The 21472-nt window shown below is 55.4% G+C and carries 21 protein-coding genes and 1 tRNA gene; 14 read left to right on the forward strand and 8 right to left on the reverse strand.

From position 1 onward, the window contains the following. Nucleotides 1-129: 129 nt before the first annotated feature. Entirely contained in the window at nt 130-1530 is a 1401-nt protein-coding gene (locus ABLQ08_RS01785) for an amidase family protein (protein WP_352938771.1), read from the forward strand. 191 nt (nt 1531-1721) lie between these two features. Here ABLQ08_RS01785 and ABLQ08_RS01790 read toward each other — a convergent pair whose 3' ends face one another. The 3 genes from ABLQ08_RS01790 to ABLQ08_RS01800 are packed head-to-tail and all read right to left on the reverse strand — an operon-like array spanning nt 1722 to nt 2909. Then, entirely contained in the window at nt 1722-2123 is a 402-nt protein-coding gene (locus tag ABLQ08_RS01790; protein ID WP_352938775.1) for a GFA family protein, read from the reverse strand. After that, nucleotides 2120-2584: an SRPBCC family protein gene (locus ABLQ08_RS01795; protein ID WP_352938778.1), complete on the reverse strand. Its 465-nt coding sequence runs from the start codon at nt 2582-2584 to the stop codon at nt 2120-2122. Before ABLQ08_RS01795 ends, ABLQ08_RS01790 begins: the two co-directional genes overlap by 4 nt. After that, nucleotides 2577-2909, reverse strand: coding sequence for an ArsR/SmtB family transcription factor (locus tag ABLQ08_RS01800; RefSeq protein ID WP_352938781.1), 333 nt, complete (start codon nt 2907-2909; stop codon nt 2577-2579). Before ABLQ08_RS01800 ends, ABLQ08_RS01795 begins: the two co-directional genes overlap by 8 nt. Nucleotides 2910-3309: 400 nt before the next feature. Between ABLQ08_RS01800 and ABLQ08_RS01805 the strand changes: the two genes are divergently transcribed. Next, nucleotides 3310-3735 carry a hypothetical protein gene (locus tag ABLQ08_RS01805; protein WP_352938783.1) on the forward strand — a complete coding sequence of 142 codons (426 nt, stop codon included), beginning with the start codon at nt 3310-3312 and terminating at the stop codon, nt 3733-3735. A gap of 60 nt (nt 3736-3795) precedes the next feature. On the opposite strand, the gene ABLQ08_RS01810 is transcribed toward ABLQ08_RS01805, so the two are convergent. After that, nucleotides 3796-4542 carry a DUF1194 domain-containing protein gene (locus ABLQ08_RS01810; protein WP_352938786.1) on the reverse strand — a complete coding sequence of 249 codons (747 nt, stop codon included), beginning with the start codon at nt 4540-4542 and terminating at the stop codon, nt 3796-3798. 244 nt (nt 4543-4786) lie between these two features. Here ABLQ08_RS01810 and ABLQ08_RS01815 point away from each other — a divergent pair, with 244 nt between their 5' ends. Together ABLQ08_RS01815 and ABLQ08_RS01820 are read left to right on the forward strand one after the other, a co-directional pair. After that, nucleotides 4787-5608 (forward strand): enoyl-CoA hydratase, encoded by an 822-nt coding sequence (locus ABLQ08_RS01815; protein ID WP_352938789.1) that lies wholly within the window; start codon nt 4787-4789, stop codon nt 5606-5608. 53 nt (nt 5609-5661) lie between these two features. Continuing rightward, entirely contained in the window at nt 5662-6126 is a 465-nt protein-coding gene (locus tag ABLQ08_RS01820; protein ID WP_417714883.1) for a hypothetical protein, read from the forward strand. A 67-nt stretch (nt 6127-6193) separates the two neighbouring features. On the opposite strand, the gene ABLQ08_RS01825 is transcribed toward ABLQ08_RS01820, so the two are convergent. Further along, a complete protein-coding gene (locus ABLQ08_RS01825; RefSeq protein WP_352938791.1) occupies nt 6194-7066 on the reverse strand; it encodes an AraC family transcriptional regulator in 873 nt (290 codons plus the stop codon). Between the two features lie 177 nt (nt 7067-7243). Here ABLQ08_RS01825 and ABLQ08_RS01830 point away from each other — a divergent pair, with 177 nt between their 5' ends. The 3 genes from ABLQ08_RS01830 to ABLQ08_RS01840 all read left to right on the forward strand — a co-directional run bounded on the left by ABLQ08_RS01830 (nt 7244) and on the right by ABLQ08_RS01840 (nt 9660). Then, a complete protein-coding gene (locus ABLQ08_RS01830; RefSeq protein WP_352938794.1) occupies nt 7244-7780 on the forward strand; it encodes a CoA-binding protein in 537 nt (178 codons plus the stop codon). Nucleotides 7781-7899: 119 nt separating this feature from the next. Continuing rightward, the gene (locus ABLQ08_RS01835; RefSeq protein WP_352938797.1) at nt 7900-8085 is read left to right on the forward strand and encodes a hypothetical protein; all 186 of its coding nucleotides are present in this window, start codon (nt 7900-7902) and stop codon (nt 8083-8085) included. A gap of 294 nt (nt 8086-8379) precedes the next feature. Then, nucleotides 8380-9660, forward strand: coding sequence for an O-acetylhomoserine aminocarboxypropyltransferase (locus ABLQ08_RS01840; RefSeq protein ID WP_352938800.1), 1281 nt, complete (start codon nt 8380-8382; stop codon nt 9658-9660). A 53-nt stretch (nt 9661-9713) separates the two neighbouring features. Here ABLQ08_RS01840 and ABLQ08_RS01845 read toward each other — a convergent pair whose 3' ends face one another. Beyond that, entirely contained in the window at nt 9714-10814 is a 1101-nt protein-coding gene (locus ABLQ08_RS01845; RefSeq protein ID WP_352938802.1) for a COX15/CtaA family protein, read from the reverse strand. A gap of 193 nt (nt 10815-11007) precedes the next feature. On the opposite strand from ABLQ08_RS01845, the gene ABLQ08_RS01850 reads away from it, so the two are divergent. After that, the gene (locus ABLQ08_RS01850) at nt 11008-11223 is read left to right on the forward strand and encodes a DUF2842 domain-containing protein (protein ID WP_352938804.1); all 216 of its coding nucleotides are present in this window, start codon (nt 11008-11010) and stop codon (nt 11221-11223) included. Here ABLQ08_RS01850 and ABLQ08_RS01855 read toward each other — a convergent pair. Beyond that, a complete protein-coding gene (locus ABLQ08_RS01855) occupies nt 11183-12283 on the reverse strand; it encodes a polysaccharide deacetylase family protein (protein ID WP_352938807.1) in 1101 nt (366 codons plus the stop codon). The genes ABLQ08_RS01850 and ABLQ08_RS01855 overlap by 41 nt on opposite strands. Nucleotides 12284-12400: 117 nt before the next feature. Between ABLQ08_RS01855 and ABLQ08_RS01860 the strand changes: the two genes are divergently transcribed. Continuing rightward, a complete protein-coding gene (locus tag ABLQ08_RS01860; protein ID WP_352938810.1) occupies nt 12401-13645 on the forward strand; it encodes a GNAT family N-acetyltransferase in 1245 nt (414 codons plus the stop codon). 43 nt (nt 13646-13688) lie between these two features. On the opposite strand, the gene ABLQ08_RS01865 is transcribed toward ABLQ08_RS01860, so the two are convergent. Then, a complete protein-coding gene (locus ABLQ08_RS01865) occupies nt 13689-16097 on the reverse strand; it encodes an exopolysaccharide transport family protein (RefSeq protein WP_352938812.1) in 2409 nt (802 codons plus the stop codon). 195 nt (nt 16098-16292) lie between these two features. Between ABLQ08_RS01865 and ABLQ08_RS01870 the strand changes: the two genes are divergently transcribed. The 5 genes from ABLQ08_RS01870 to ABLQ08_RS01890 all read left to right on the forward strand — a co-directional run bounded on the left by ABLQ08_RS01870 (nt 16293) and on the right by ABLQ08_RS01890 (nt 21216). Beyond that, nucleotides 16293-16850: a polysaccharide biosynthesis/export family protein gene (locus ABLQ08_RS01870; RefSeq protein ID WP_352938815.1), complete on the forward strand. Its 558-nt coding sequence runs from the start codon at nt 16293-16295 to the stop codon at nt 16848-16850. A 107-nt stretch (nt 16851-16957) separates the two neighbouring features. Next, nucleotides 16958-18187 (forward strand): glycosyltransferase family 4 protein, encoded by a 1230-nt coding sequence (locus tag ABLQ08_RS01875; RefSeq protein WP_352938818.1) that lies wholly within the window; start codon nt 16958-16960, stop codon nt 18185-18187. Next, nucleotides 18187-19794, forward strand: a complete 1608-nt coding sequence (locus ABLQ08_RS01880) for an undecaprenyl-phosphate glucose phosphotransferase (RefSeq protein ID WP_352938821.1) — start codon at nt 18187-18189, stop codon at nt 19792-19794. Before ABLQ08_RS01875 ends, ABLQ08_RS01880 begins: the two co-directional genes overlap by 1 nt. 5 nt (nt 19795-19799) lie before the next feature. Then, a complete protein-coding gene (locus ABLQ08_RS01885) occupies nt 19800-21056 on the forward strand; it encodes an O-antigen ligase family protein (protein ID WP_352940498.1) in 1257 nt (418 codons plus the stop codon). Between the two features lie 83 nt (nt 21057-21139). Next, a tRNA-Pro gene (locus tag ABLQ08_RS01890) sits at nt 21140-21216 on the forward strand. Nucleotides 21217-21472: the final 256 nt, after the last annotated feature.

Raw genomic sequence — 21472 nt, forward strand, 5'->3', positions numbered from 1 at the left:
GACGCCGTCCTCCGGCCGAAGAGCAGCCGATAATCCAGATCTCTCCTTTCCGGATATGACGCTTCTCTCGACTTTCCTGGAAAGCGATGCGAACTTTCAATCAAAGGTGAATTCGATGGGGCAATACTGATGAAGCAGATCTGGAAAATGACCGCGAGCGAAATAGCCGACGCTGTGCGCTCGAAGAAACTGTCCGCGACCGAAGTGACCAGAGCCCATCTGGACCGCCTGGATGAGGTCAATCCGAAGATAAACGCGGTGGTACAGGAATTTCCTGAAGAGGCACTGCAAGCAGCACAGCAGGTTGATAATGCCATTTCACAAGGTGAAGACCCTGGGGTCCTTTGCGGAGTGCCGGTAACGGTCAAGGTCAATGTCGACCAGAAGGGTCACGCCTCCACCAATGGTGTTCGCCTGCTGAAAGATCTGGTTGCACTGGACGACAGTCCTGTCGTTTCCAACATTCGTAAAGCCGGAGGCGTGATTGTCGGGCGCACGAACACGCCCGCATTCTCGCTACGTTGGTTCACCAACAATAGTTTGCACGGGCAAACGCTGAACCCGCGAAACAGGAACATAACACCAGGTGGGTCTTCCGGCGGCGCCGCAGCGGCCGTGGCGGCGGGCATTTGTGCAATGGGTCACGGTACAGACATCGCGGGATCCATCCGGTATCCTGCCTATGCCTGTGGACTGCATGGTTTGCGTCCGACCTTCGGCAGGGTTCCGGCCTATAACGCAAGCGCACCTGATCGATATATCGGTGCGCAGCTGATGGCTGTTTCCGGGCCGATTGCCAGAAGCATCCCCGATCTGGAACTCTCTCTTGCAGCCATGACCGCAACGGACATGCGGGATCCATGGTATCGGGCGGCCCCAATGGACAACGCAGACATTCCAAAACGGGCGGCACTCACCCTCGCTCCGGACGGAATGGAAGTCGCCCCCGAAGTGCACGCAGCTTTGATCGAAGCATCTGAAAAACTGAAATCCGCCGGCTGGACCGTCGAAGAAGTCGACTGCCCTCCCTTGCGTGCCGCCGCGGAAGTCAACGCACGCCTTTGGATGGCAGAAACCCAGTTCGGACAAGGGGACATGATTGAGCGTGAAGCCGATCCAGACTCCCAATTTGTCTTCGAGCAAATGTCCAGCGACACGGGAGTTGTCGGACTTGAAAGCCTGATGAGTGCGTTGCAGGAGCGGATTGGATTGATCAGACAGTGGGAGATGTTCCTGCAGGACTATCCACTTTTTGTCTGCCCGGTGTCCGGCGTATTGCCATTCGAACAACAACTGGATGTCAGTTCGAAAGAAGCTTTTGCGAAGGTTTTCGAAGCACAACTGACGCAGAGAGCATTGCCGGTAATTGGCGTCCCTTCGCTATCGGTCGCAACAGGCGAAGTGAATAACCGCCCCGTGGGCGTTCAACTGGTTGCTTCCAGATTTCGCGAAGACATTCTTTTGTCCGCAGGCCGGGACATAGAAAGGGCATGTGAACCAGTTTCAGTTGCTGAACCGACTTGGAGCTGAAGAATTTCGGTCAGAATTCCCGATGCGATGGTTTCAATGAGGAGCAATCAAGCCCTGCTCACGCCTGACAGTCATCATAGTGGCATCATAGCAATTACAGACTGCACCCGTTTGGTCCTTAAGTCCCTCTTGGACATTGCTTCCTGCCTTCTGTCATTCGACAAGGGAATGGTTGCTCGCGCAGCGAGGTTTCAACGCGGAGCCGGCTCCAGGTCCTTGCGAGGCGGATCCCAGGGTTGCGCGCATTCTTCGAATACGCTGAAAGTCGGATGGAACACCCCGGGATCGTCGAGTGTCGCAGCGTGAATGTAAATCCGTTCAGGGAACCGTTTGGTTCGACTGGTCATCGGCGAACCACAGTTCGGGCAGAACCCCGAGAATGTCTCGACGCCCGCGTCGCTTCCTGCCTGGAATTCCCGAATATCCCCCTGAATTTCCAACATGGACACCGGCAAGGCAAAGGCAGAAGAATGCCCTGTTCCGGTGGACCGCTGGCACTTGCGGCAGTGGCAGTTGAAGGAGAACTCAATCTCGCCGGTGGCTTCATATCGAACGGCACCACAGGCGCAACCGCCAGAAATTTTTTCAGTCATGCTTCCAGGCTCCCCAACCATTCATTGAAACGTTCGATTCCACTGCCCCAGCCGTAAGACAGCGCGTCGGCTGCATCTCGACTTGGCAGCCGTTCGTGCAGAATGCCGATCCGGACACCATTGGCCTCTTCCGTGAATGTCACGGTGACCAGAGTTTCGCGCCCGTTCGTCAGATGCTTGTCTTCTTCACTTTCCCACGTGAAGACCAGTCTCTCCGGCCGACAAATTTCCACATACCGCCCGCCATGGTGTGACGGCTGCCCCACCTCTGGGACCATCCGAAACAGCCAGCGTCCCCCGGAAACAAGATCGAGCTCAAGGACTTCCGCCCTGAAGCCTGGTGGCCCAAACCAGCTGGCAATGGCGTCAGAGTTCGTCCAACCGGCAAATGCCGTCTCACGGTCCGTGGCGAACCACATGCTTTCGCGGACGACGTAGCCGCCGTCAGGAACTTCACTCATTACGCGCACCATCGTTACCACCTTCGACAAACGCACCGAAGGACAAGAGTTTTTGCCTCCAGAACGCACGATGCCTGTCAACCCATTCAAGAGCCGGATCCAGTCCTGCCTGAACTAACTCGCAGTGGTGCTCCCGTCCCTTGACGGTACGTCTGATCAACTGAGCTTCCTCCAGGACTTTGAGGTGTTGAGAAATCGCGCCCGGTGTCATGTCATGATGAGCCCCCAGTTCCTTGACAGTTCTGCTGCCGCGAAGCAGCTCGTCCAGCATTTGCCGACGAACCGGGTTGGCAAGAGCCGTGAAAGTGGAGTTCAGATCGAGCATTATTTAGAAATTCCTATATTATTTAGTTTTTTCTAAACCAATATACCCAAACCTGTCAACGTTTGGACCCGACGCGGGAGTGACGGTGTCGTGTCCCCTCTGCCGGAGAATAGAATTTCGTCACCAGACCTGATTGAGCACTGGTCGTTGCCAAAGCATCGCGATACCCATGGAATGCCTGATGCAGGACGTTCATTACCGGCTATTTCCACCGGACCGCTTGATATTCGGAAGTCGGCCGATAAGTTTTAGTTGCAGATCTGGCACCGGCAACGTGTCGGTGATCCTGACATCCCAAACTCGGGGGAAAGTAGAAATGACGATCTGCAGAAGAATGTTTGCGGCGCTTGCTTTTGGCACCTGTTCAGTTTTGTCGGTTGTTTGGCCTGGGTATCCTGCAGTGGCCGCACCCGAAACATGCGCTGATTTCACGCTCACGAGAAACAACGACTCCCGAACGGTGAAGTTCGTCGATCACGGACCAGAAGGTGTCAGCGTAGGTGATCAGCGCATCGGTTACTTAAGATTGCAGGACGAGACCGGCAAAGACGTTGGCGAACTGCGCTGGATCGCAACTGTGGTTGAAGTTGACGAAAAGACCGGTGAAACCAAGACGTCTTCAATGAACTTCATCACATTGCCCGGTGGCGTGATCCACTCGGTGCGTCCGGCAGAGTCGACATTGGCCGCAGCTTCGTCCGAAACTGAACGCAACACAACGGGAGACCACATTGTTATCGGAGGCAGCGGTATCTTTGCCAAGGCATCCGGATCAATGTCTCGCATCGGGAACGAAACTCACGAATTCAAGGTTAGTTGCGATTGAATTGCCTTGAAGAGCGTTTCGTCCAGATTGTTTCGGGAGCATGTCGTTTCCTCCAGCCACCTACGGATCCCAAAAGTACTGGTCCCGCATGCGGCGCCAGATCTTTTCGCCGACCATACAGTCATAAGGTTCTTCGAAAGTGATTTGTGCCGGGATGATCCGGGGCTGGACTGGTGGTGGTCTCCCGCCGATTTCCAGGATCAGTTTGCGCCGCACCGCATCGGGGAATTGTTCCCAATCGGTGACCGGAATAACGAAACTTGTCGGGCCTCCGATCACGCAACGCCGGTAATAAACATCCAGATCCGGAATGTTGAACTGAAACCCAACGCCACCTCTGGTCATCAGGGGAAGCCCATTGATGACGATGCCGCTTTCAACTGCGGCGTCCCGCGCCGATGTGACAGGTGCGCCATGGTTGTTCGGACCGTCACCTGAAATATCGATCACATGGCGTCCGGCGTCGTAGGGAACGTCCGCCAGCAGGGAAGCTGCTCGCTGGATCGCACCGGAAATCGAAGTCCGGCGCTGTCCATAGGAACTGTCTTCCAGAACCTTTTCGGAAAAAGTATCTGCGTCGGACTGGGTTTCGATGAGCGACCAGTCAACGATCAGGCGCGCGTGCGTGTCGTTCGCCCACTCGAACATCATCAATGCGATGCGCCCATGGGCTCCGAGATTGATCGCCTGGACGACTTCCGGACTGGAGATCGCAGCAGCATAACCTTTGCGCTGGATCTGAAGTTCTTCCGGTGACATGGAGCGTGACACGTCAACCGCCAGAACAAGTGCAACGTCCACCTTCATTTCTGCGGCCAAGGTTGACGCCGGCGCCAGCGCCGCGAGCACTGTGAAAATCAGACACCGAAGATGAATGAGCCTCCACATGGCAAAAGGATAGCTGAAATCTGCAATTGCGCCAGCAAAGCGCGCAAAGCGGCAGATAAACGATCTGTGAGCAACACATTCAGCAACAACATTCTGCGGCCTTTCGCATCCCCCACGTCATCAGCTATAACAGCGCCAAACCCGACAATTCAGGAAATGGCCCATGTCAGAAACCGCCGCCAACGATGATGCACAGAAACCCCTGCTCGCAACTCTCCTGCATGAGGGTGTCTACCGGATCGTGATGCAACGCCCGGACCGCATGAACGCGCTCTCGACCGAGATGATGACGGCTCTTTCCAGAGAACTAAGCAGGGCCGCAGAGGATCCGAATATCCGGGTTGTGCTTCTGGGTGCCGAAGGCAAGGTTTTCTGCGCCGGACACGATCTGAAGGAACTGACCTCGGCACGCGCCGAAGACGACGGCGGCAAGGCAACTTATGAACGGATCATGAGGCAGTGCTCAGACCTGATGCAGCAGATCGTCCGGCTGCCGAAACCGGTTATCGCCGTGGTTACGGGTGTTGCGACGGCCGCGGGATGCCAGCTAGTGGCCTCGTGCGATCTCGCGATTGCCACCGACACGGCGACGTTCTGTACGCCTGGTGTCAATATCGGTCTTTTCTGCTCCACGCCCATGGTGGCCCTGTCTCGAAACGTTGCGCCGAAACAGGCGATGGAGATGCTTTTGACGGGTGAAAGCATCGATGCATCGACCGCCAAGGAATTCGGCCTCATTAACCGCATCGTTCCTCGCGACTACCTGGAACAGGTGGTGCAGAAATATGCCGAGAGCATAGCCTCCAAATCGGCCAAGACACTCAAGATCGGCAAGGAAGCCTTCTATCGCCAATTGGAAATGCCCCTATCCGAAGCCTATGACTTCGCGGCCCAGACGATGGTAGAGAACATGATGGCAAAAGACGCGGAAGAAGGCATTTCGGCCTTCCTGCAAAAGCGCAAGCCGGAATGGACCGACAGCTGAGGCTGAGCGCCAGTTGAACCAGTCAGGACCGTCTTGAAACCTTGGAGGGGGAATTGACGCAAGCAGGTTATTCGGGCCGCCCATTGTCGGCAAAACTCGGCTTGAAGCCCGGCATGACCTGCTGGCGTCATGAAATGCCTGAGGAAATCGTCGCTCTGCTCGACAAGCAGGAACCGGGACAGCAGCTTCAGCCCTCCCCGATTGCCGGACTGAGTTTTGCTCATGTCTTCACCAGGGAGCGCGAAGAACTCTCCGCACTGCTGGAAAAGCTCCGCGGCCTGCTGGCTGCGGACGGAATGATCTGGGTTTCCTGGCCGAAGAAATCCAGCAAGGTTCCCACAACCGTAACGGAAGACGTGGTTCGGGAAGTATGTCTGCCGATGGGGCTGGTGGACGTGAAGGTTTGCGCCGTGGATGCCGTCTGGTCGGGATTGAAACTGGTGATCCGCAAGGAACTGAGGAAAGAGCACGAGAGCCGTCTCAATCTGCTCACCCCTGCGGACCAAAGAGATCCCTAACCCGTTGTTACCAGGTGCAACGATGCGGCGGGCAATCCTGTCGAGATAATGCCTCGTTCTGGCAGAACTACTGCAAAGGCAGGAAAATCTCAGCTTCCGCCTCGTGCTCCGGAACGTCCGGAAAAAAGGTCAAACGTTTGACGAACAAAGGAAAGTCACGCAATTCGTGACCGCTCTCCGGCAACCAGTCCCTGTAGAGCGAACGGATCTTGCCTTCGGCAAAGTCCAGGGACCCTTGGTGGCGCAGAACAGCGCATAGACCGCCCGGGATGGTCTTCGTCATTACACCTGAAGCGTTTTGCGACATCGGGGCAGTAACTTCACAGCAAAAATCGAAGCGGAACTCCGCGGGAGCCGTTGTCTTGGGATCATCATAAAGAATGTTGAAGGTGGCACTTCTTGCAGGCGAAAGTCCCAGCTCTCTGCGCCAGGCGATAAACTTCTGGGCAGAGGCCGTCAGTCCTGCCTGCGGTCCCTTGTGCTCCAGGGCGGCAACGAGGGTTTCGGGAAATTCGATAATCCGAACGTTGTCGGGAGCAATTTTGTCTTCAGGCATGAAACTTCCTTTCAGCTCGATGAGCGGATCATAGGTTTGATGCCAGAGGGTCCAGTCCGCAGCTATGCGAAATTCTGAAGGTCTCTGCCCGAAAATGCGTTTGAATGCCCGGGAGAAACTTTCAAGATTTTCATACCCCGCATCGAAGGCAATGTCCGTGATGGAAAGGTTCCGGCGGAATGCAAGCTGCTGGCCGGCTCGTTTCAACCGGAGCAATCGACTGTAGTCCGAAACGCTTACGCCCACGAATGCAGAGAACTGACGTTGAAAATGAAACATTGAACAAGAGGCTGACGAGGCAAGTTCTGCCATGTCCAACGGATCCTCCAAAGTCACCTCGATCCGCTCGAGAACCTTTGCGAAGCGCTGCCGCAACCTGCTCATTCACTGTCACCTTTCATGATGAAATCCGTCTGGCAACTCCTGTCTAGGCAAGTCTCGCATCCTTCGCCTGACCGTTTGTGCTCTTTTTCCTTTCCGACCGATTTGGCCAAAGGAAGCACTTGCGGCCGGGGCCCGTTTCGCCTTGGATAGCGCAGCAAGGGCAAGGAATTTCAAAGCATGAATCACGACACCTATTCCGATACTTACATCAAAGGCATACTGGACGAGGTAAAAACAGTCGCCATGATCGGCGCCAGCGCCAACAATGTGCGCCCGTCCTATTTCGTGCTGAAATATCTTCTTTCCAAAGGTTATGAAGTCTGGCCTATCAACCCCGGTCAGACCGGCAAGGAAATTCTGGGACAGACTGTCTATGCGTCGCTGGACGATCTGCCAGATGTACCTGACATGATCGACATTTTCCGCAATTCGGACGCGGCCGGAAAAATCGTCGATGAAGTGATCGCAAGCGGTAAACTGCCCAAGGTCATCTGGATGCAATTGACGGTCAGGCATGATGCAGCTGCAAAACGTGCTGAAGAGGCCGGCATCAAGATGGTTATGGATCGCTGCCCCAAGATCGAATATGGACGGCTGTCCGGCGAAATCGGCTGGGCCGGTGTCAATTCCAGGACGCTCTCCTCCAAACGCCCTGCCCTCAAGACCGGTTTTCAGCACCGTGGCCTGACCAAAAGCCCTGCAAACAGCGATTGAAATGTGTTGAGAGATTTTGTTACTTCACACCAGCTTCACACAATGCTCTCCTGCTAGTTCGTTAACCGAGTGTTAAGCGACTGTGTACCCGTCCGGTTGAAAGTAGTGCAGAGAGTAAAATGACCCAGGACCCGACCCTGTTTACCGCGTTCGAGTGGGTGTTGCTGGCGATGGCTGTATTGATTTGCCTGGTTCTGTTCGCGGTGGTTCACCGTGCAGAACCGGGATCACCATTTTCAGAGCGGGACGAAAACTGGTATCCGGACGACACCACCGCAAAGCACCGGACACCCGAAAAGCAATAGACTTTCGGCAACCGGCTCCCTCTTGAAGCGCGGCCAAATCCGAACGTACCTCGGATCCGGCGAAGCGAGCCTGTTTGGCCGGTCCTTGAAGGGCATCCGGGTAGCGCTGTTTGCACCAAGTGGTACTGTGCTGGATGCATTGCTCATGTCTTCCAGGATCCGAAACAGAGAACTTCGACCTAACCCTCTGACATCAAAAATTTTTCTCCCCATTGCCAAATCAGGAAAATCCTGCTTTGACCTCCCCAGTCCCATCGGCCAAACTGGCCGCCATTCCAAAAGGGAGGTTCTTTTATGAGCGAAAACATTCCGGGCTTTTCCACCCTTGCAATTCATGCAGGCGCATCACCTGACCCCTCAACGGGCGCAAGGGCTACGCCGATTTATCAGACCACGTCATTTGTCTTTGACGATGTCGACCATGCCGCCTCCCTTTTCGGCCTGCAGGCTTTCGGCAACATCTACACCCGTATCACCAACCCGACGACCGCAGTGCTTGAAGAGCGCGTTGCTGCGCTTGAAGGCGGCACGGCCGCGCTGGCGACCGCTTCGGGTCACTCGGCCCAGCTGTTGTGCTTCCATACGCTGATGCAGCCCGGCGACAATATCGTCGCGGCCAACAAGCTCTATGGCGGCTCGATCAACCAGCTCAATCATTCTTTCAAGAGCTTCGGCTGGGGTGTGAAATGGGCTGACCCGTCAGATATCAACTCCTTTGAAGCGGCAATCGACGACAAGACCCGCGCAATCTTCATCGAAAGCCTGGCCAATCCGGGCGGCATCGTGATGGATATCGAAGCCATCGCAACACTGGCAAAGGCCAAGGGCATTCCGCTTGTCGTCGACAACACCATGGCAACGCCATATCTGTGCCGTCCGATCGAGCATGGCGCCGATATCGTGCTGCATTCGCTGACCAAGTTCATGGGCGGTCACGGCAATTCCATGGGCGGCATTATCGTTGATGGCGGCAGCTTCGACTGGTCTTCCAGCGGCAACTACCCTCTCTTGTCCGAACCGCGTCCTGAATACCAGGGCATCGTACTGCACGAAACCTTCGGCAATTTCGCCTTCGCGATTGCCTGCCGCGTTCTGGGTCTGCGCGATCTCGGTCCGGCAATTTCACCGTTCAACGCCTTCATGATCCTGACCGGAACGGAAACCCTGCCCCTTCGTATGCAGCGGCATTCCGACAACGCCAAGAAAGTTGCGCTGCACCTTTCCGGGCACGACAAGGTCAAGTGGGTTTCCTACGCGGCTCTGCCGGAAGACAAGCATCACTCACTTCAGCAGAAATACATGCCCAAGGGCGCAGGCGCAGTCTTCACTTTCGGTGTTGAAGGCGGCTACGATGCCGGTGTCGATCTTGTTTCCAAGGTACAACTGTTCTCGCACCTGGCGAATATTGGAGACACAAGAAGCCTGATTATCCACCCGGCCTCAACCACGCACCGCCAGCTCTCTGACGAACAGAAGATCGCTGCAGGCGCAGGACCGGATGTTGTGCGGATTTCCGTCGGCATCGAGGATGTCGAAGACATCATCGCCGACCTCGACCAGGCGCTCGCCGGTTAAGGCAAACTTTCAGAGAAAGACAGAAGCCCGCCGTTGGCGGGCTTTTTTGTTGCTTATCCTCTGATCGGATAAGCCCCTTTCAAAACCGCGAGGTGATCCACCGAAGCAGCCAGAACGACAACGGCGAATCCCTGGTGCACGAGTGCGACCGACAACGGCACATGCCAGACCAGCGTGAGAATTCCGAAGATCGCCTGAAGCAGTACAAATGCCCCGACATGGGCACCGGCACGGCGAAGCTCCTTCCGCCGACTGACCTTGAACGTCGCCATCATGAGCAAGAGGGCGATAACCACAAGCACATAAGCAGTCATGCGGTGTTGAAACTGTACGGTGAGCACGTTCTCGAAGAAATTCAGCCAGGCCGGTGTCATCACGAGCAAGCCACTTGGAACGAACTGTCCGTCCATCAGTGGCCATGTATTGAACGTGAGACCTGCGTTGAGGCCGGCAACGAGACCTCCCAGAAAGATCTGAACAAAGACGAGAGCAAGCAGCAGGACACTCAGACCCGTGAGCTTCTCTTGCTCTGCCGGCAGCGGTTCCGTCAGCGGTGTCAATCTCCGTGCTATCCAGAACAGGTACGCAAAAATTATCAGCGCAAGTGTCAGGTGCGTCGCAAGCCGATACTGACTGACATCGACCCGATCGACCAGTCCGGATGCAACCATCCACCAGCCGACAAAGCCCTGCAGCCCACCAAGCGCCAGACCGATCAGCAATTTGGGTTTGAGCCAGGGTTCGATCCGTCCTGCAGCCCAGAAGGCAACCATGGGAACGAAAAACGCGACACCGATGAACCGGCCAAGCAGCCTGTGCCCCCATTCCCACCAGAAGATGAACTTGAACTCATCGAGGCTCATGCCCTTGTTGATCAGCTGGTATTCGGGAATCTGCCGGTACTTTTCCAGTTCCTCTTCCCATTGCGCTTCACTTAACGGCGGAATGACACCGTGGATGGGCTTCCATTCGGTGATCGACAGACCGGATTCCGTCAGTCGAGTCGCACCACCAACGACAACCATTGCCAGGATCAGGGCACACACAAAATAGAGCCACCAGCGGATCAGGGTTCGGCTACGCCTGATCTTCTCCAGCCTGGCCGGCAGAATCGGGTTCTGCGTTCCTTTTGCAATGTCTGCGGATGCTGTCATGGACCGGTACCGGAATTCACGCTTCTTGGATTTGACCTTTGGCTTGGGGAGATATAGGTGCAGGGACAATACGGCAAGCGATGAAAAGAAGCTGGTTCGGAAAAAGTGAAATTGAACCTCCAACCGCGGGTATAAGCGGCCAGCCATTTCGAATTCTGCTTTCGCTCACATACAGTCAATGGACATCAACTGAATGGTTCCCTCTTTCCGCAAATTTATCGGCATGATCGCATTGGTGGTCTTCGTGATTGTCTATGCTTTCACCGCCATGGTGATCGGTGACATGACATTGCAGCAGTCCTCCACAATCGTGCGGCTCATCTACTTTGCGATTGCTGGATTGATCTGGGTAATTCCGGCTGGAGCCATCATTTGGTGGATGGAAAAAGGCGGGAAAAACCGGACCTGACACCGAAGCCGGATGCGGCCCAGCGGGCGACCCGATACAAAGCGAATGGTGCGCCGGTCAGATACTGGTCGACCACGGCCGGATCCTGAAATCGACCGTTCAGGGAGACACGTGGAAGCATCATCGGATCCCGCGCGTTGGCCGATTGCAGAACGCCGGGCAGCGTCGTGACCGACGATGCGAATCCGATGTCCCGCAAAATTTCCGCATCACGCATGCTGACGGCATGAGATTTTCCATAGGGATAAGCGAAGTGCTTCGGTCGGCGATCAAGCTCTTCTTCCAACCGCTTCAGGCCCTGTGTCACATCTGCCCGTGCTGCTGAAGCCTCCAATCTTGCCATGGCAAAGTGATCGTGCGTATGCGCTCCAACCGTCACCAACGGGTCGCCGGCCAACTGCCTCAGCTCGTCCCAATTCATCACGAACTCATCTGCAAGCGCCTTTAGATCAATGCCGTATTTTTCCGAGAGCGCACGAACGATCTGCCGTTGGTCCAACTCGCCGATTTCCAAGGTCAGGTAATCGACAATCTTCTCGAAACAGGCGATCTTCTCCGCAGTCGATTTGCTGCTGATACCGTCTGAAGTTCCGGACCTGGTGAAGATGACTTCGTCGTTTCCCGCAATAAGCTTCTCCAGCGCCACCCACCAGAGCTCACTCGTGCGATCCACCAGACCGGTTGAAACGAACACAGTGAAAGGCGCTCCGAGTTCTTTCAGGATCGGATAGGCGACTTCAAGATTGTCCCTGTAACCATCGTCGAACGTCAGCACTGCATAACGGTGGTGACCGTAGCCGGATTTGAGCAGATCGACCGCTTCGTCCAGTGCGATGATTTCGTAGCCGTTGGCCCTGATCCGCTCAACCGCCAGACGTAGAAACTCCGGTGTGATTTCAAGATGGCGGTTGGGCTGGAACGCGTCCACCCTGGCCGGGCGAACATGATGCATCATGAAGATAGCCCCGCAGCCCTGGGTAATCGGCGCCATCAACCGACCCAGTCCCGTTCCCTTCAGAACGCTGAATGCTCGTGTGACCGCCTTTTGCCGAATGCCCATATGGCTGAACGCCTACTCTTTAAGAAAGTACCAGTAACGCACGGTTTCTTTAATAATTGCTGCTAAATCTATCGAGACTTGTTCCGATCTGCCAGCGCCTCCCCGGGTCTATTCGCAATGATCATCGAAAATGGTTTACCTGACGTTCACACCACGGTTCAGCCTGTAGACGATCAGGTGGAAGGCTCTGCCGCTTGCATTCGGTCAGACGTTCTTGAAGTCTCGGTTCTCCCTTCCTTCGAAGAAGCAACATTTGACTGGCAGCAACTGGAACGTGTAGGGCGCAGTATTCCCTATCAGTCTTTTGGATGGCTTAAGGCCTGGCAGGATACTCTGGGTGAAACCGCCGGAATTGAAGCCCTCGTGGCGGTCGGCAGGATAAATGGCAATCCGGTTGTGCTCTTGCCGCTCGGTCTGCAGCACGTTTCAGGAACAAAATCACTTTCGTTTCTCGGGCATCAGAACGGCAACCAGAACACAGGACTTTGGGATCCGTCATTTTACAACATAGTCACGCCAAAGCAGATCCGTCAGTTCCTGTTGGACATTTGCCGAAAGTCCGGAGCTGACCTGATCAGTTTGCAGAACATTCCTGAGACTTGGAACGGTCGCCAACACCCGCTTGTGTCTGCAAGCTCGACGCCCAGCCCCAGTCCGGTCTTCGCACAGGCTCTGCCGGAGGATTTTGAAGAATTCTTCAAGCAGACACACAACAAGTCCGCACGCAAGAACCTGTTGCGCAAGCAGCGTCATCTCCAGGCAGCGGAGCGCTACAAGGTTACGAAGGCGCAGACCAAGGCGGAAATCGAACGCGGTCTGCTGGCGTTTTTGGAACAACGAGCCAAACGCTCCGAGGCAGCCGGAATTCCAAATGCGTTTTCCAACGCACCGGCACGCGAGTTTCTTTCCCGTCTTCTGGGACTTGGTCTCGATGCCTCCGACAAAGACACACATATGATGGATCTCTGGTTTCTCGAAGCCGGTGGTGCAATTCGGTCCACTTATCTGTGTCTGGAAAATGACAGAACCCTGTTCGCCTATAGCAACAGTGTCGCCCATGACGAGATGCTGCCAAACAGCCCCGGGCTCGTACTTATCAAGGAAATTGTCAGCTACGCTTGCTCTTCGCCCACGCTACGTGAACTGGATCTGGGACTCGGCGAGGAACGCTACAAGACCGTCTGGACAGCAGCGGTTCCGCTCGCGGACTGTTCGCTAGCGTGCACTTGGAAAGGCCGTGCAAAGATGCGCATAGATACTGCGCTGATAAGAACGAAATCAGTCATCCGAAACTCAAAGACGCTTTGGCCACTCGTCCGCCGGCTGCGGAAATGGAAAGCCGGCCTCGGCAATTCGGCGTGAGAGTTGGCCGGCCTCACGATTTTCAATCACAGTCAAATGAAACCTAGGCTGCGTGGCCATCGTCGCTGCGCCGCGGACCAGGTCCGTCGTCACCTGCGATCACCACCTCAACCTTTGCTCCGGTGTTGTGGGCAAGCAAGTTTGCAGCACTTTGAAGTTCGTGGCTGTGGTCCGGTGCACTTGCAGCGATCAGAACTCTGTCGGCAAAGCTGAGCATACGTGCACTTGCAAGCGATCCATCTATCGCCCCGAGGTCGACAACGATGGTATCGTAAGTTGACTTGATCGCATCAAGGGCAAGTTTGAACCGCTCGCCATCCGCCAGGTCGTCGGTGACGGCGACACGCCCGGCTTCGATGATATGCGCCTTGGAGTCTGCATCCCGGTAAACCACCTTTGCAAAAGGAGCCTGTCCGGACACCACGTCGGAAAATCCTTCCGCCGCCTTGCTGTTTGATTGTTCAGGAAAAACCTCCATGATCAAGGCCGACTTGCCTGCGTTCGCGGCCTTCCTCGCCAAATCGAACGTTAGCTCATGGGACAAGGTCTCATCGTCCACACTCAAAACGACAATTCGGCCTCTGGCTTCGATATCTTGCGCATATGTCGTTACGGATTCAGCATAGGATGTTTCTGCAGTCGCCTCTTGAGGCAGATCTTCAGCAACTGTTTCCGGTTCATCGCCGCCTTCCTGGCCGCGCAAGTCTCCTATCCAGTCCGGTGCAAAGTCCTGATCGTAACGAGGTGTCCCATCCAGCCCGTCAGAATCGCGAGCAGCTGGAATCGCAACCGTGTCTTCTTCGGAAACGTTGTCACTTTCAAGCAAATCCTGCCGTCTTGAGCCTTCCTCCGAGAAATCGGGCTCCATACGGTAGCTGGTGACCCGACGATTGTAGCCATTCTCCCAGCCAAGCACATCTTTCTGGTCGAGTGATCCGGCTGCAATCTGGTGTCCGAAACCGGCCGCAGCGTAGGAACTGTCGCCATCAGCCGTTGCCTGATTTGCACGTGTCCCTGACTGTGGGGCTGCAAATTGTCCTTCATCGATCCGGGTCAGAGCATTCCCGCTCAGGAACTCGCGCATTAGCACAAACGCACATCCCAAAAGGAACGTGACAAGCGCCGCAATGATCGTGCTGGAAATGATTTTGGGCGAAAAGGGTTCCACCGGCACCGAAGCGCGGGAGATGATCCGGGCATCGGCAGGCAGAACTTGCGCACGTAGCCTGGAATCTGCTTCCTGATAACTCAGAAGCAGTTGATCCAATTGTGCGGCTTTAGCATTGGCTTCCCTTTCCAGCTCGCTCAAACGAGCCTGATCGGCATTAGACTTTGCTGCCGCAGTTTTAAGCTGCTCGAGACGCCTTTCCAGAGCCAATGCCTGCTGGTTGGCGACTTTCGCGTCGTTTTCCAGCCCCTGAAGTATCTTCCTGGCTTCTGTTCTGATCTGCCGGTCATAGTCACCGAGCTGCGACTGGAGTGCTTTCAGCTGAGGGTGGCTCGGCAGTAGCGTTATGGAGAGTTCGGCAATGTTCGACTGGATTTCGACCTGCCGCTCGCGAAGCCGCTGTATCAGAGTCGAGTTGAGAACATCGCTGGCTGTTTCCAGCGAACCGCCGGTTTCAAGCAACTCCCTGATGAGATCAGCCTTTGCCTGAGCTTCAGCCTTTGTCGCCTGAGCTGCAGAATAGTCGCTGCTGGTCTCCGCCAGCTGCTGCTGGTTCAGCGGAATGTTGTCTGCGCCGATGAGCAGATCCGCCCTTGCACGAAAATCCGCGACTGCCTGCCGGGCAGCCTGCACTTCCTTGCGCAGTTCCTGGATCTGAGGTTCCAGCACGGCAGAGGCTTGTTCAGTCGTCTGGCGTTTTGCGCTCGACTGTACGGCCAGGTATTCATCTACGATGGTATTTGCCACTTCAGCTGCCAGAACCGGATGTTCCGCAGTGTAGTCGACTGCAATAACGCGAGATCCCTCAAGACGGTAAATGTCCAGGTTCTTGTAGAAATGTTTGAGGACTCGTTCTTCCGCACTGTTGTCAGGTTTGTTCTCACCCAACCCGATGAGTGACAGGAGACTGCCAACCAGAGAGCCGCCCCCCTCGGCATCAAACTCCGGAATTGAAGCCAGATCGAGTTTCTTGGCCACACGGCGCGCAAGATCTGCAGACATCAGCAACTGGACCTGGCTGGCGACCCCCTCGGAATCGAGAAGCGCCCGCTCCTCCTCAACACCACGGGTTGCCCCCGGGAACTTGTTGTCCGTACTCTCAATCAGGACGCGCGCCTCTGCCCTGTATTTCGGCGCCACGAATTGAAGTCCGAGAAAGACACCAATTGCCACGATCAGGGTGAGTGGCAGCAGCCATCCAAGGGACCGCCCGATTGCACGCAAAAGACCTCCAAGGTCCAGCGCCATGTCTTCATCAGTATGTGTCTGCCGCTCAGCATTCATTGTTCGAAACTCCAGTTCCGGCAAACTATGTCGAATTAGGGTAAGCGATCGGTTAAATTGCCTCCAAACGTGACGCCGCGTCCGTTAATCATTGCACACGCGGAATTGAAACCGCCCAATCCGTATCGGTTGCGCTCTTCACCCTCAATTAACCATAACACGCGATGCTGTCTGCGAATTGTAGGAGAGTCGTAGATGCGAACGAGAGTGCTTGTTGTCCTGGGTCTTTGCCTGGGCGTTGCAGCATGCAGCGGGTACAGACAACCGCCGACAGCATTTCATGAAACGCTAACGCAGCCATATCGCCTGGACTCCAGCGACAGGCTGCGGATCATCGTCTTTGGCCAGGACGATCTTTCCAACACCTATGTTGTTGATCAGGCAGGTTATATTTCATTTCCGCTGATTGGCAGCGTTGCCGCTCGCGGTAAGACCCAGCAAGGTCTGGCTTCCGAAATTTCAGCCAAGTTGAAGCAAGGTTACATTCGCGATCCCGACGTGTCGGTTGAAGTGGATACCTACCGTCCGATCTTCATCATGGGTGAAGTGCAAAATGCAGGCCAATATAATTACGTTGCCGGAATGACCGTACAAAATGCCATAGCAACAGCAGGCGGCTTCAGCTCGAGAGCCCAACAATCGAACGTGGATATCACCCGCCAGCTCAATGGTGAAATTCTAAACGGCCGTGTGCCCATTTCGGACCCGATTCGTCCCGGCGACACGATTTACGTCCGGGAACGCTACTTCTAGGCATCCGCGAAGTTAACTGCGGACTCATCTCCCTTTGTTAGTGTGTAGTTTCAATGCTTCACTGGTTCGACCAAGAAACCGGGGGGCGGTAACAGGGAAACTGCACCATGACTACGACTCCCATGCGGATCGTGCATTGTGTCCGCTCGCCTATCGGCGGGATATTCCGTCATATCCGGGACCTGGCCACAAACCAGGCGGAAGCGGGACATGATGTTGGATTAATTTGCGACAGCAGCACGGGCAGTGCGTTCGACAACGAGCTCGTGGCAGATCTCGAACCGAAGCTCGCGCTCGGCGTAACACGCGTTCCCATGCAGCGGCAGCTCACGTTCAAGGACTTGTCCGCAACCCTCGCTCTCTATCGTCATGTTCGAGACCTGAAACCCCACATCCTTCACGGACACGGGGCCAAAGGAGGTGCATACGCGCGTCTCATCGGCAGCGTTCTGAACCTGACGGGTCAAAAGGTTTCCAGGGTCTACTGCCCTCACGGGGGAAGCCTGCACTATGACCCCAACCGACTTGAAGGTCGCATCTATCACACTCTGGAAGGTATTCTCGGGCGCCTGACCGATGGCTTGATATTCGTCTCAGACTACGAAGCGGCCGCCTACGAAAGCAAGGTTGGGCACCCGAAGGCGCTGACGCGGATCGTCTATAACGGTCTCACGCAAGAAGAGTTCTCGCCGGTTCCAGCCAATGAAGACGCAGCTGACTTCCTCTATATAGGCATGCTACGCGATCTTAAGGGGCCGGACCTGTTCATCGAGGCGCTTTACAACATTCGGCTGAAGAACGGCATCGCACCGACCGCGCACATCGTCGGAGAAGGCCCGGACGAAGCGCGCTACCGCAACATGGTCAAGAAACTTGATATGGAAAACGCCATCACGTTTCATGGCGCCCTTCCCGCCCGCGAGGCATTCAAGCTGGCCAGAAACGTGGTGGTTCCGTCTCGCGCAGAGGCCATGCCTTATATCATCCTCGAGACAGTTGCCGCCCAGCGCCCACTCATTGCCACCCGTGTTGGAGGTGTTCCGGAGATCTTCGGTCGCTACGCCAATCGGCTGGTGGAACCCGGGCATATCGGCAAGCTTACGCTCGCCATGGAAGCGGCCCTGGAGACGCCTGCCAAAATGGAGCAGCAAGCCGAAGAGCTTCGCGGCTGTCTGGCAGAGACATTTTCAGTTGACCTCATGTCAGATCGCATCACCACCCTTTACCAGGAACTAAGGGGAATTGCGCCAGCTGACGCTTCGGCTCAGGTCGCTGCAGGCAGCGACCTGGCAACGTCACGTGCACAGTCCATCTTTGCCAGGTCGAGTAACCGATAATGAGCAATCCTGCACTCAAGCCGACCGAACCATTTGGTCCGAAATCATCCTCTGATGAGGTTTCCGGCGTTCGGCAGAAACTGGAAAAGCAGTTCAGGCAAACGATTCAAGGCGCAACGGGTCAACCGGTTGTCGAAACGTTGGTTCCCGGAAAGAACGGACTTTCCGCAGGCGCTCTGGAAATCGCGCGCAATCTTGGTGGTAAAGGTATTTCCGCGACAGTTCTGGCCGGCTTCGTTAGATTGGCAGATATTTTGGTAATCGCAAGCACCGCGCTTATTGCAGCAGTTACCGGTCCGGAAACTACCGCACTTTCGCTGGCGCAGATTTTTACCACCGCCGCTGCGATCCTGTTTACTCTCGCGTTCTTTCAAGCCGCTGATGTCTATCAGGTCTCGGTAATGAGACGAGGTCTCTCCCAACTAGGCCGGGCGGCGGCAGGTTGGACCCTGGTCTTCGCCATCTTAGTAGTGCTGCGATCTACAACTGACATCGCCGCTGGCTTGTCAGACAGTTGGATCGGTCCGTGGTACGCTCTAGGCCTGTCTGGCCTTTGCATGGTTCGACTGGTTGTCTATTGGCTCGTTCGACGTTGGATGAAATCCGGTAGTCTCGAAAGGCGTGCGATCATCGTAGGTGGCGGAACAGCCGCAGCAGAGCTGATCCACGACCTTGAAGCCCAACCGGACAACGACATTCGTATCTGCGGTATATTTGACGACCGTTCCAACGACCGTTCGCCTCCAGTTGTGGCCGGGTACCCCAAACTGGGTAACATCAATGCCCTTGTAGAGTTCGCTCGCCTCGCGCGTATCGACATGCTGATCGTCAACATTCCGTTGCGCGCGGAAAAACGGGTCCTGGAACTCCTCAAGAAACTCTGGGTGCTGCCGGTGGACATCCGCCTCTCCGCTCACACCGACAAGGTTCGTTTCCGGGACCGCGGAGCCTCTTTCATCGGGACGGTTCCGTTCGTCAACGTGATTGAAAAACCAATCGCGGACTGGGATATGGTTGCCAAGCGGATCTTCGACCTCGTCTTTGCAACGATCGCAATCGTGACTTTGTTTCCGGTCATGGTTGCAACAGCGATCGCAATCAAGCTCGACAGCAAAGGGCCCGTTCTGTTCAGGCAGAAACGCTACGGCTTCAACAACGAAGTCATTGAGATCCTGAAATTTCGTTCCATGTACACGGAAATGGCGGACCCGGACGCGAAAAAGGTCGTGACCAAAGGTGACCCACGCGTGACCAAGGTAGGACGGTTCATCCGGAAATCTTCCATCGATGAACTGCCTCAGTTGTTCAACGTGCTTACCGGCAGACTTTCGCTGGTTGGGCCACGCCCGCATGCCGTAAACGCACATACCGATAACAAGACCTGGGACGATGTCGTCGACGGCTATTTCGCGCGCCACAAAGTGAAGCCCGGCGTTACCGGCTGGGCCCAGATCAACGGTTGGCGGGGTGAAGTAGATACACCGGAGAAAATTCAGAACCGCGTTGAGTGCGACGTCTATTACATCGAGAATTGGTCGATCTTGTTCGACCTCAAGATTCTTTTCATGACGCCGTTCCGGTTGTTTCACACGGAGAACGCCTATTGACCGTTATGAGCGAACCATATGGTGGCACAATACTGTCGCGCCGGCCAAACGTTCTCTCAGTCAAAAGCCTGGGCAATGGCGCCCTTTGGCTTGCGGCCTTTCTTTCCGGTTTTGTCATCGAAGAACCCGCGCCCTACGAACTTTACATGGCGCTTCTCGCAGTCGTCTGGTTTGCGTGCGGGCTGAAACTCCGGCCGGAGTTCGGTCCCCTGATCATCTGCATGATCCTCTACGTTGCAGGGGGACTGGCATCCATCCCCCTTGCACAGAAGTTCGGCGATGCCGTCATGTACATTGCGGTCTCCGGCTTTCTTGCAATGACGGCTATTTTCTACGCGGCCATTCTGGCTGACGATCCAAACCGGTTCCGGATCATTCAGAGCGGATACACGATCAGCGCAGTACTGGTATCTGCGATCGGGGTTGCCGCCTATTTCGGCCTTATCCCGGCATCCGAGTATTTCATGCGGTATGGACGTGCACGCGGAACGTTTCAGGATCCGAATGTATTCGGCCCATTCCTGGTCCTGCCGACCCTGCTGCTAATACAAATATTCTTCAAGAACTCGGTCCTTAAGAATCTGCATGTTCTGATACCGCTCGCCATTTTGCTGCTTGGCGTTTTCCTGAGTTTTTCCCGCGGGGCCTGGGGTGTGCTGTGCGCTTCGATCCTCATCATTTACTTCCTGGCGCTTGTGACGGAGCGAAATCCGAGAAGCCGCGGTCGACTTGTCCTGCTCGGCGCCGGAGGCATCCTCGCCGCTGCCGCGATGTTGACCATTGCCCTCTCTTTCGACGCCGTGTCGGACATGTTTGTTCAACGGGCCAAGCTGGTGCAGGATTATGACGGTGCGCGCCTTGGGCGCTTCGCACGCTATTCTCTGGGCTTCCAGATGGTCATGGAATATCCACTCGGCCTCGGTCCGCTGGAATTCAACAAGTACTTTCCCGAAGACGAGCACAACGTCTATCTGAAAGGATTTACGACTTATGGCTGGCTGGGCGGCATTGTCTATCTGGTGCTGGTGGTCTGGACAATCTGCGCTCTGTTTCCCCTGCTCTTCAAAAAACGCCCCTGGACGGCCTTCACACACTGTGTCTTTGCGGTTTTCATTGCGCATCTGATCCTTTCAGTGATTATCGATACCGATCACTGGCGGCACATGTATCTGCTTTACGGTCTTGCCTGGGGACTGATCGCAACCGACAAAATCGAGCGCAAACGTCGAGCCCGATCAATTTCAGGACAATCGGTTTACTGACCGGAAAAGCCTGGGCAAACTATTAGCCTCAACGCAACAAGCCGCTTGCGCTTGGAAAGCGAACAAGCTAGGTAGGGTTCGTTCGGGCAGTAGCGCAGCCTGGTAGCGCACTTCACTGGGGGTGAAGGGGTCGTCGGTTCAAATCCGGCCTGCCCGACCAAGATAATCTTGGTCCGTTTCGAACGCTCCGACTATCTTCTCTGGAAATCACTGCGAAACCTTCCTGTGCAACTGCGTCGGATCGAGCGACCGTGACTGCTCACAGGCAGGTACGACATTGTCGACCGGTCTGAGACTTGGTGGGCGAACGTTTGAAGCGGGCTGCAATCTCCGCTCCCTCCAACGCCCAGAGGCGCATCCACAAAGCCTCTTGTTCGAGCTCTGCGCGAACGGCATTTTCACAAGTATTCATTGCA

This window comes from Roseibium sp. SCP14, assembly GCF_040329475.1.
In the GTDB taxonomy this organism is placed as follows: domain Bacteria; phylum Pseudomonadota; class Alphaproteobacteria; order Rhizobiales; family Stappiaceae; genus Roseibium.